Source organism: Streptomyces chilikensis (assembly GCF_001642695.1).
GTDB lineage: Bacteria > Actinomycetota > Actinomycetes > Streptomycetales > Streptomycetaceae > Streptomyces > Streptomyces chilikensis.
Map to the genome: position 1 here is coordinate 1 of NZ_LWCC02000187.1, position 8,672 is coordinate 8,672.

At 75.5% G+C, this 8,672-nt stretch carries 9 protein-coding genes and 1 pseudogene; 4 read left to right on the forward strand and 6 right to left on the reverse strand.

Annotated features, from left to right (window positions below; translation table 11 throughout):
* Positions 1 to 35 precede the first annotated feature (35 nt).
* The 4 genes from A2U95_RS31190 to A2U95_RS31205 all read right to left on the reverse strand — a co-directional run bounded on the left by A2U95_RS31190 (position 36) and on the right by A2U95_RS31205 (position 4,462).
* Positions 36 to 1,145: a cobalamin B12-binding domain-containing protein gene (locus A2U95_RS31190; RefSeq protein WP_166029276.1), complete on the reverse strand. Its 1,110-nt coding sequence runs from the start codon at positions 1,143 to 1,145 to the stop codon at positions 36 to 38.
* Positions 1,142 to 2,788, reverse strand: coding sequence for a PP2C family protein-serine/threonine phosphatase (locus A2U95_RS31195; RefSeq protein WP_166029278.1), 1,647 nt, complete (start codon positions 2,786 to 2,788; stop codon positions 1,142 to 1,144). Before A2U95_RS31195 ends, A2U95_RS31190 begins: the two co-directional genes overlap by 4 nt.
* A 124-nt stretch (positions 2,789 to 2,912) precedes the next feature.
* Complete coding sequence (locus A2U95_RS31200; protein WP_166029280.1) at positions 2,913 to 3,218, reverse strand: hypothetical protein; 306 nt, start codon at positions 3,216 to 3,218, stop codon at positions 2,913 to 2,915.
* A gap of 5 nt (positions 3,219 to 3,223) precedes the next feature.
* Positions 3,224 to 4,462 carry a cytochrome P450 gene (locus tag A2U95_RS31205; RefSeq protein WP_166029282.1) on the reverse strand — a complete coding sequence of 413 codons (1,239 nt, stop codon included), beginning with the start codon at positions 4,460 to 4,462 and terminating at the stop codon, positions 3,224 to 3,226.
* A 146-nt stretch (positions 4,463 to 4,608) separates the two neighbouring features.
* On the opposite strand from A2U95_RS31205, the gene A2U95_RS31210 reads away from it, so the two are divergent.
* Positions 4,609 to 5,088 (forward strand): DUF4383 domain-containing protein, encoded by a 480-nt coding sequence (locus A2U95_RS31210; RefSeq protein WP_166029283.1) that lies wholly within the window; start codon positions 4,609 to 4,611, stop codon positions 5,086 to 5,088.
* A gap of 66 nt (positions 5,089 to 5,154) precedes the next feature.
* Positions 5,155 to 5,301: a hypothetical protein gene (locus A2U95_RS31215; RefSeq protein ID WP_166029285.1), complete on the forward strand. Its 147-nt coding sequence runs from the start codon at positions 5,155 to 5,157 to the stop codon at positions 5,299 to 5,301.
* A gap of 84 nt (positions 5,302 to 5,385) precedes the next feature.
* On the opposite strand, the gene A2U95_RS31220 is transcribed toward A2U95_RS31215, so the two are convergent.
* On the reverse strand, positions 5,386 to 6,912 hold the full coding sequence (locus A2U95_RS31220; protein WP_166029287.1) for a DEAD/DEAH box helicase: 1,527 nt from the start codon (positions 6,910 to 6,912) through the stop codon (positions 5,386 to 5,388).
* Between the two features lie 299 nt (positions 6,913 to 7,211).
* A complete protein-coding gene (locus A2U95_RS31225; protein WP_108952184.1) occupies positions 7,212 to 7,415 on the reverse strand; it encodes a cold-shock protein in 204 nt (67 codons plus the stop codon).
* A 318-nt stretch (positions 7,416 to 7,733) separates the two neighbouring features.
* Between A2U95_RS31225 and A2U95_RS31230 the strand changes: the two genes are divergently transcribed.
* Both A2U95_RS31230 and A2U95_RS31235 read left to right on the forward strand, forming a co-directional pair.
* A complete protein-coding gene (locus A2U95_RS31230; RefSeq protein WP_240958510.1) occupies positions 7,734 to 8,411 on the forward strand; it encodes an ATP-binding cassette domain-containing protein in 678 nt (225 codons plus the stop codon).
* Positions 8,408 to 8,672, forward strand: a pseudogene (locus tag A2U95_RS31235) (hypothetical protein); the annotation flags it as partial. The gene A2U95_RS31230 and the pseudogene A2U95_RS31235, both read left to right, overlap by 4 nt.

Here is an 8,672-nt window from a genome sequence, read left to right on the forward strand (position 1 = left end):
CGACGGGGGCCGCCGGGCGGCGGGCGGAGGGCCGGTCAGCCGGCCGCGGCGAGCTCCGCCCGGCCGGCGGCGAGGACGCGGCGGGCGCGGGGGGCCGCGGCGGGGAGGCCGGCGGTGAGGAGGTCGAGGGTGGGGTCCAGGCTCGCGGCGGGAACCCCGCGCGCGGTGAGGACCTCCGCCGTCCAGGTGATGAAGCCGGTGAACAGCGCGTCGTCGTCGACGTAGAGGGCCGCCACCAGGTGGTCGACGACGTGGGCGACGTCCTCGGCCGTGCGGTCGCGCTGCTCGTCGGTGTAGGAACGCATCGGCGGGAACCGCTCCTCGAGCCCCGCCAGCACCTCCCGCACCAGCCGCTGCCGCGCCCGCGTCACCGCCGCGTACTCGTGGTCGGCCAGGTGCGGCAGGTCCTCGACCGGGAGGTGCGCCGGCCGCGGCAGGCTGCCGGCCAGTCCCGACGCCAGCACCTCGGCGGCCCCGCGCGCGTTGGGCGCCCACCCGTCGGCGCCCAGCGCCCGCGCGTGACGGCCGTCCGGTCCGAACGCCCGGCCGCCCGCGAGGACGGGGAACCCGGCCGCCTGGCAGGCCGCGATCACCCGGTGGGCGACCGGCAGGTGACGCGGCATCGAGCAGGACAGCGCCACCGCCCGCGGCGCGGTCGCGTGCAGTTCGGCGACCAGGTGCGGCGTGGGCACGTGGGCGCCGAGGAAGCCGACCTCCCAGCCGCGCCGCCGCAGCACCTCCGAGACCAGCCGGGCGGGCAGCGCGTGCCACTCGCCGTCCACGCAGGCCACGGTGATCCGCCCGAGGCGCGGGGGCGACGGCCGGTGCCCGGGGTGGTGGGCCAGCGCCGCCATCACCCGCTCGTTGACCGCCGTCGCGGAGTGCTCCTGGGCGACCGTGATCCGGTTCGCGGCCCACTCCGCGCCGATCCGCGCCTGGACGGGCGCGATCAGGTCGAGCAGCACCTCCTCGACGCTCGCGCCGGCCTCCACGGCATCCATGACGACGCCGGACGCCGTGTACTCGTCGCCGTCGCGCAGGGCCGCCCACAGACGCTCGTGGACCTCCTCCGTGACGACCGGGGCCCCCGGGCCCGGCTCCGTGCTCGGTTCCGTGCCCGTCTCCGGGCGGTGGGACGTCGTCATGCGGTCGGGCCTTCCTCGGGGGTTCCACGGAAGGGGGCCCCGACGGCCACCACCGCGATGTCGTCGTGGTCGTTCCCGCCGATCCATTCGGCGGCCAGCATGTGCACGTGATCCACCAGGGCGTGCACCGGCATCCCGGCGCACCGTGACAGCCCGGCCTCCAGCCGCCGCTGGCCGAACATCTCGTCGCCCATCGGTCCGCCGCGCGCCTCGGTGACGCCGTCGGTGAAGAACACGCAGGTCTCGCCCGGCTCCAGCACCACCTCCACGGTGGTGGAGCCGATCCGGCGGAACGCGCCGACCAGGGTGCCCTGGGTGGGCACCTCCTCCACCTCGCCGGAGCGGCGGACCACCACCGGCGGCTGGTGCCCCGCGCTGGTCACCCGCAGCCGCACCAGCGGGCCGTCGCGCACCACGGAGGCCAGTGCCAGCGTGGCGAAGCGCGGGTTGGCCGGGGTGAGCAGGGCGCCGTTGAGCAGCCCGAGCAGCCGCTGGTGATCGTCGGCCAGCGGCAGCAGCGCCTGGAGGGTGTTGCGTATCTTGCCGGTGAGCACGGCGGCCTCCAGGCCCTTGCCGCACACGTCGCCCAGCACGACCAGGGTCTCGTCGTCCGGACCGGCGCCCGGGTGGACGTCGTAGAAGTCGCCGCCGACCCGTTCGCTCGCCCCCGACGGGCGGTACACGCCCGCGTACTCCACGCCGTGCACGGCGGTCAGGTCGGGCGGCAGCAGCCCGCGCATCAGGGTGGCCGTGATCGCCGCCTGTTCGGCGTTCAGCCGCGCCGCCGACAGGGCGGCGCCGGCCCGGATCGCGAAGAGCCGGGTGAAGCCGGGTCCGGGACGGGTGCCCTCGGCGCCGTCCGAGGCGCCCGTGTCGAGCAGCAGCAGCGCCCCGGCCGGGAGGCCCTGTCCGGGCAGAGGGGTCAGCGAGGCGCGGGTGACCGGCCCCGCCGGCGAGTGGGGCAGGACCCAGCCGGGCAGGAGGGCCGGGTCGACGGCGACCGTGTCCGCGGAGGGGAGGCGGCCCCGCAGCGCCTCCTCCAGCCCCGGCACCGCGTCCGGCTCGGCGCGCAGCACCTGGTGCGTGGTCGTCCCGTCCGGGCCGCAGACCGCCACCGGCAGCCCGCGCCCGAGCGCCGGGGCGACCACCACCGCGGCGTCCGCCAGGTGCTCGGCGGCCAGCCGCGCGACGAGTTCCATGCAGCGCCCGGCGTTCAGCGTGGCGAGCAGCGCGCCGGACACCTCGGCGAGCACGGCGGCCTGCCGCCGTTCCTCCGCGAGGCGGCGCTCGGCGGCGTGCCGGGCGGTCTCGTCCGCCAGCCACCAGGCGACGCCCCCGTCCTCGGCGAGGACCGGGGTCGCGCGGAACCACAGATCGCCCACCGGACCGCACGCGGCCGGCCGGTCCGGCCCCGCGGAGGCCCGCCAGAGGCGTTCGTGGGCCTTGGCCAGCCAGGCGGGAGCCGCCCCGCGCAGCACGGTCCCGGCCGCGGCGCGCGGGAGCAGCGCGGCGGCGGCCGGATTCAGCGAGGTCACGACACCGGCCGGATCGACGGTCAGGACGGGGAAGGGAGCGGTCCGGGCCTCCCCGCGGTCGTGGCCCGCGGCCGGAGGGATGTCGTGGAGGGGATGCGATGTGTCCAAGGATTAGGGGCACGACTGCCGGCGTGCCCACCGCCCTTCTGAATGACATTGGTCCTCCCACCATCCCCCGCACCGCCGCACCGGGGCAAGCGCGGCGAACCCGTGGGCCGGGATGTGTGCGTTGTCACGGCCTCGGGCGGGTGCGCTGCCAGCGGGGACGTGCGTCCGGCCCGCGCCGCCCGGCCACCGAGGCGCACCGCGGGCAGACCCGCTGGACACGGTCCGCGGCGCCCCCGGACTCGGGGAAGGCGTCCTGCCAGGTGATCCCCGAGAACCGGGTCAGCTCGGAGCGGCTGATGGACAGCCCGCACACGGTCTGGTTCGTCCCCGGCTCCCAGGCGTGCACCTCGCCCGCCGGGAGCCGCCGCCCGTCCTCCTCGTCGGTCCACCGCCCCGACGCCGCCACGGCGTAGCGCTTGGTCCTGGCCATCGGCGTCACTTCCCCGTCACGGTGATCCGCAGGCCGCTGCGCGGCCGGGCCGGCACCCGGTGCAGGGAGATCCGCAGGTCCTGCTCGGGCACCTCGTGCTCCAGCCGGGCCAGCCGCAGCGTCAGCGCCTCCAGCAGCGCGATGGTGACCGCCTCGCCGGGGCAGCGGTGGCCGCGGGCCGGATCGCCGCCGCCCTGCGGGACCAGCTCGTCGCGCTCCACCGGCCGCCGCAGGAACCGCTCCGGCCGGAAGACGTAGGGGTCGCCCCACAGTTCCTCGTCGTGGTTCTGGCCGAACAGGTCCAGCAGCACCATGCCGCCCTCGGGGATCTCCTCCCCCCGGAAGGAGACGTCCGCCGGGGCCCGGCCGCCGACGAACGGCGCGAACGGGTAGAAGCGGCGCAGCTCGTGGACGAACGCGGCCAGGTAGGCGGCGTCGTCGGCCCACAGCCGGTCCCGCACGTCGGGGCGGTGGTGCAGCAGGTGTCCGGCGAAGGAGACGAACCAGGTCACCGCGACCGTCGGACGCAGCACGTTGAGCAGCTCCACGCCGGCGACCCGCGGCTCCAGCAGCAGACCGTCCGCGTCGCGGTGCCGGGCGATCACGTCCAGCGCGGACCCCTCCGGCGGGGCGAGGGCGCCGTCGCGGACCTCCTCGACCACGCCCGCGGCCCAGAACTCGCGGCGGGACCGGGCGCGGCGCGCCCGCCAGTGCCGCGGGCCGGCGGTGGCGAAACCGTCCACCATGGCCACCAGGTCGCGGGAGAGCGGCCGCGCGTCCGCCTCCTCCAGCGGCACGCCGGCCCACCGGCACACCGCACGGGTCAGGACCACGGCGGCCTCGTCGAACAGCACGATCTCCTCGCGCTCCGCCCACTCGGGCACCGCCCGCTCCCAGGCGTCGGCCACCTGCTCGGTCAGGTCGGCGACCTGCCCGGGATCGGTCAGCAGGGACAGGAACATCGCCTTGCGCACCCGGTGCGCCTCCCCGTCCAGGGTGTGCACGGCGCCCTTGCCGAAGAGCGTGCTCAGCACCGGTTCCGGCAGCGCGGGACCGCGCACCACGTGCCGCTCGTCGTACACGAACCGGACCGCCTCCGGGCCCCGCACGGCCACGGCCGGGCGGCCCATGAGCCGGGTGGACAGGGGGTGGCCGCGGCGCCGGACCAGGCCGGGCAGCCAGGCGTAGCCCTTGAGCAGCAGTGCGGCGGTGCGGTCGGCGAGCGGAGACGGGTTGCTGGACATGGCGGGCGGGTGCCCGGGGGAGGGGCCGGAAAACTCCCGGCTGCTCCAGGAGGGTGATCTTCTGACTGTTCTCGCGCAGCAGGGGCACAGGCCGTGTACGAGGCGGGCGCCGAAGGACGGCACCGCCGTGAGGAGGCGGTACGACGATGACCACGAACCAGGCGGGCCCGGCCGGCGCCCGGACCCCGGTGCAGCGGGCCGCCCAGGCCGTGGGACTGGTGTTCCTGCTGGTGGGGATCCTCGGGTTCATCCCGGGGATCACCACGCACTACGGGGAGATGGAGTTCGCGTCGCACGAGTCGGGGGCGAAGCTGCTCGGACTCTTCCAGGTCTCCGTCCTGCACAACCTCGTCCACCTGCTCTTCGGCGTGGCGGGCCTCGCGCTGGCCCGCACCGCGCCGGCGGCACGCGCCTACCTGATCGGCGGCGGCCTGATCTACCTGGTGCTGTGGGTGTACGGGCTGGTGGTCGACCACCACAGCGCGGCCAACTTCGTGCCGCTCAACACGGCCGACAACTGGCTCCACCTCTTCCTCGGCCTCGGCATGATCGCCCTGGCGCTGCTGCTGACCCGGGGCCGCGGCACCGCGCCCGCCGGGCGCGGAGGGGCGGGCACCAGGCCCTGAGGATTCGGCCGCGGCCTCCGGGTCACTCGCGCAACGGACACACACGCACGCCACGGAGGAGGGACGATGCCTGACCGCAAGGACGAGGAGCGGGGCGACAAGAGCCATCCGCTGGAGCAGGTCACCGGTGAGCGGGACGTCACCCCGGAGGAGGAACGGTCCCGCCAGGGCGACGACCGGTCCTCCTCGACCGACGAGGAACGCAACGACTGACCCCGCCCCACGACGCCGAAGGCCCCTGTCCCGTTCGGACGAACGGGACAGGGGCCTTCGGCACGCGCCGTCCGCGGGCGGACGTCAGCGGGTGGTGCCGCCGCCCGTGGCGCGGCGGCGCGCCTGGGAGGGGCGGCTGCGGCGGCCCCGGCGGGAGGCCGCCGAACGGGACGCGGGCGCCGCGGCCGGCGGCGACTGAATGACCACCGGGACACCGGACGGCGCCTGCGCCCCGGTGATCCGCGTCAGCTCCGCCTCGCCCGAGCGCACCCGGGCGATCCGCGGGGTGATCCCGGCGTCCGACATCAGCCGGTCCATCTCACGCCGCTGGCTGGGCAGCACCAGCGTGACGACCGTGCCGGACTCGCCCGCCCGCGCGGTGCGGCCGCCGCGGTGCAGGTAGTCCTTGTGGTCGGCCGGCGGGTCGACGTTGACGACCAGGTCCAGGTTGTCGACGTGGATGCCGCGCGCCGCCACGTTGGTGGCGACCAGCACGTTCACCAGGCCGTCCTTGAACTGGGCCAGCGTCCGCGTCCGCTGCGGCTGCGACTTGCCGCCGTGCAGCGCGGAGGCGCGCACGCCCACCGACAGCAGGTGCTTGGTGAGCCGGTCCACCGCGTGCTTGGTGTCCAGGAACATGATCACGCGACCGTCGCGGGCGGCGATCTCCGTGGTCGTCGCGTGCTTGTCGGCGTCGTGCACGTGCAGCACGTGGTGCTCCATCGTGGTGACCGCGCCCGCCGACGGGTCCACCGAGTGGACCACCGGGTCGTGCAGGTAGCGGCGCACCAGCAGGTCCACGTTGCGGTCCAGGGTGGCCGAGAACAGCATCCGCTGCCCGTCCGGGCGCACCTGGTCCAGCAGCGCGGTGACCTGCGGCATGAAGCCCATGTCGGTCATCTGGTCGGCCTCGTCGAGCACCGTGACCGACACCCGGTCCAGCCGGACGTCACCACGGTCGATGAGGTCCTTCAGCCGGCCCGGCGTGGCCACCACGACCTCCGCGCCGCCGCGCAGCGCGCTCGCCTGACGGCCGATCGACATGCCGCCGACCACCGTGGTGAGCCGCATCCGCAGCGCCTGGGCGTACGGGGTGAGCGCGTCGGTGACCTGCTGGGCCAGCTCACGGGTGGGCACCAGGACCAGGCCCAGCGGCTGCCGGGACTCGGCGCGCTGCCCGGCCAGACGGGCCAGCAGGGCCAGCCCGAAGGCCAGCGTCTTGCCGGAACCGGTGCGGCCCCGGCCCAGGACGTCGCGCCCGGCCAGCGAGTTCGGCAGCGTGGCCGCCTGGATCGGGAACGGGGCGGTGACGTCCTGCGCCGTCAGCGCGGACAGCAGCGCCGCCGGCAGGTCCAGCTCCGCGAACGCCTCCACGGCCGGCAGCGCCGGGGTGATGGTGGCGGGCGGCGCGAACTCGGCGGAACGGGCCGGGGAGGAGGGACGACGGGCGCCGCCCTTGCGGGACGGGGCGCCGCCCTGACGGCTGCCGCCGGAGCCGGAGCCCTGCGAGCGGAAACGGCCGGCGCCGCGGGCGGAGCCGCCGGAGCCACCGAAACCGGCCGCGGTGCGGCGCTCGGGGCGCGAGCCGTTGGAGCGTGTGGTGCGGTTCATGCGGAACCTTCCTCGATGCGGCACACGTATCGAGGAATTCCCCCGGGCGGATGAACGCCCTGCGGGTATTCGCAATACTGAGCCGGTGAACGGGCGAAACGGCGCCGGCCGGAAAAGGCGGGCGACTGCGCCGGAAGAATGAGCCGGACGGTGTACGGGAGGTGAAGCTCCGCCGTGTGTTCGTCCGTGCGGGGTGGGCGGCGGCGTGAGGCCGGGCCGCCCGGTGGTGCCGGAAAGCACGGGACTGGGGCCCGCACCCCAAAGTGTGCGGGCCCCAGTCCGTCGTACGCGCGTCAGCGTCAGGCGGGAACGATGTTCTCGGCCTGCGGGCCCTTCTGGCCCTGCGTGACGTCGAAGTTCACCTTCTGGCCCTCCTGAAGCTCACGGAAGCCGGAGGTGGCGATGTTCGAGTAGTGGGCGAAGACGTCGGGGCCGCCGCCGTCCTGCTCGATGAAGCCAAAACCCTTTTCCGAGTTGAACCACTTCACGGTGCCAGATGCCATATTGAATCTCCTTCTGGGGCAGTGCCCGGATCCACACCGTGTGGAACCGGAGTCGCTGCGATGATTTCCCGTCCGGAGATCTCCGGCAAGTGGTGAAACCGCCGAAAACAAAAAGAGTGCTCGTCGACGAAAGGGTCGGAAGAGCACTCGAAGCCTCTGGGAACCAAAACTGCAACTTCTGCGACCGTAGCACAGGTGGAGGGCCGGTGGGACGGCCGAGGGGCCGCAGTGACGGGGATCTCCGCCCCGCGGCCCGCCCGCGTGGTGCGATGATCGCCTGGTGGCGGGCGGAAACGCCCGCCCGGGGAGGGGGCAGAGGTGGGGACGGCGGTTCTGCTGGCGGCCACGGGAGTGAGCCGGGCCTACGGGGAACGGGTGGCGCTGCGCACCGTCCGGCTGGACGTCGCGCGCGGGGAGCTCGTGGCGCTGATGGGACCGAACGGGTCGGGCAAGTCGACCCTGCTGAGGATCGCCGCCGGACGGGACCGGCCCGACACCGGGACGGTCCTCCTCGACGGGGCGCCGATGGCCGAGAACGACCCCCGGGTGCGGGCCCGGGTCGCCGTCGTCGCCGACACGCCGAGCTGGTACCCGGACCTCACCGTGCGGCAGCACCTGGAACTGGTCGCGGTCGGCCACGGGGCGGACCGGGGGAGGATCGACGCCGTCCTGCGCGAGCTGCGGCTGGAGGCCCACGGCGGCTCGGTCCCCGGGGCGCTGTCCTCGGGGCAGCTCCAGTCGCTGCTGCTGGCCGCCGCGCTGATCAGGCCGCGCGACCTGCTGGTGCTCGACGAGCCCGAACAGCGGCTCGACCCCGGCGCGCGCCGCCGCCTCGCGGACGTCGTGCGCGCCGAGGGCGCCCGGGGCACGGCCGTCCTCTACGCCACCCACCACCGCGAGCTGGCCCTGGCCGCCCACCGGGTGGTGCTGATGGAGGACGGCGCGGTGGTCGCGGACGGCCCCGCGGACGAGGTGCTCGCGCGGGAGGACGCGTGAGCGGCCCGGCGCCGGCGCGGTCGCGGGAGCGCAGCCGCGGGCGGGCGGCCGGGTCCGGCGGCGACCGCACGGCGGACGTCCGGGCGTGGCTGGGGGCCCGGCGCGGAGCGGAGCGCAGGCGGCGGTTCGCCTCCCGCCTCTACACGGCGGTGGTGCTGCTCGGCGGGTGGTACGGCCTCTTCCTGGCCGGGCTGCTCGCGCAGGTGCGGTCGCGGCCGTTCGCCGCGCACGCCGCCGTGACCGAGGCCGTGCTGCCCGCCG

Bases quoted from the DNA above. Each gene is read 5' to 3' on its own strand.
- A2U95_RS31190 (WP_166029276.1), bottom strand. From the start codon at position 1,145: ATGACGACGTCCCACCGCCCGGAGACGGGCACGGAACCGAGCACGGAG.
- A2U95_RS31200 (WP_166029280.1), bottom strand. From the start codon at position 3,218: ATGGCCAGGACCAAGCGCTACGCCGTGGCGGCGTCGGGGCGGTGGACC.
- A2U95_RS31205 (WP_166029282.1), bottom strand. From the start codon at position 4,462: ATGTCCAGCAACCCGTCTCCGCTCGCCGACCGCACCGCCGCACTGCTG.
- A2U95_RS31210 (WP_166029283.1), top strand. From the start codon at position 4,609: ATGACCACGAACCAGGCGGGCCCGGCCGGCGCCCGGACCCCGGTGCAG.
- A2U95_RS31215 (WP_166029285.1), top strand. From the start codon at position 5,155: ATGCCTGACCGCAAGGACGAGGAGCGGGGCGACAAGAGCCATCCGCTG.
- A2U95_RS31220 (WP_166029287.1), bottom strand. From the start codon at position 6,912: ATGAACCGCACCACACGCTCCAACGGCTCGCGCCCCGAGCGCCGCACC.
- A2U95_RS31225 (WP_108952184.1), bottom strand. From the start codon at position 7,415: ATGGCATCTGGCACCGTGAAGTGGTTCAACTCGGAAAAGGGTTTTGGC.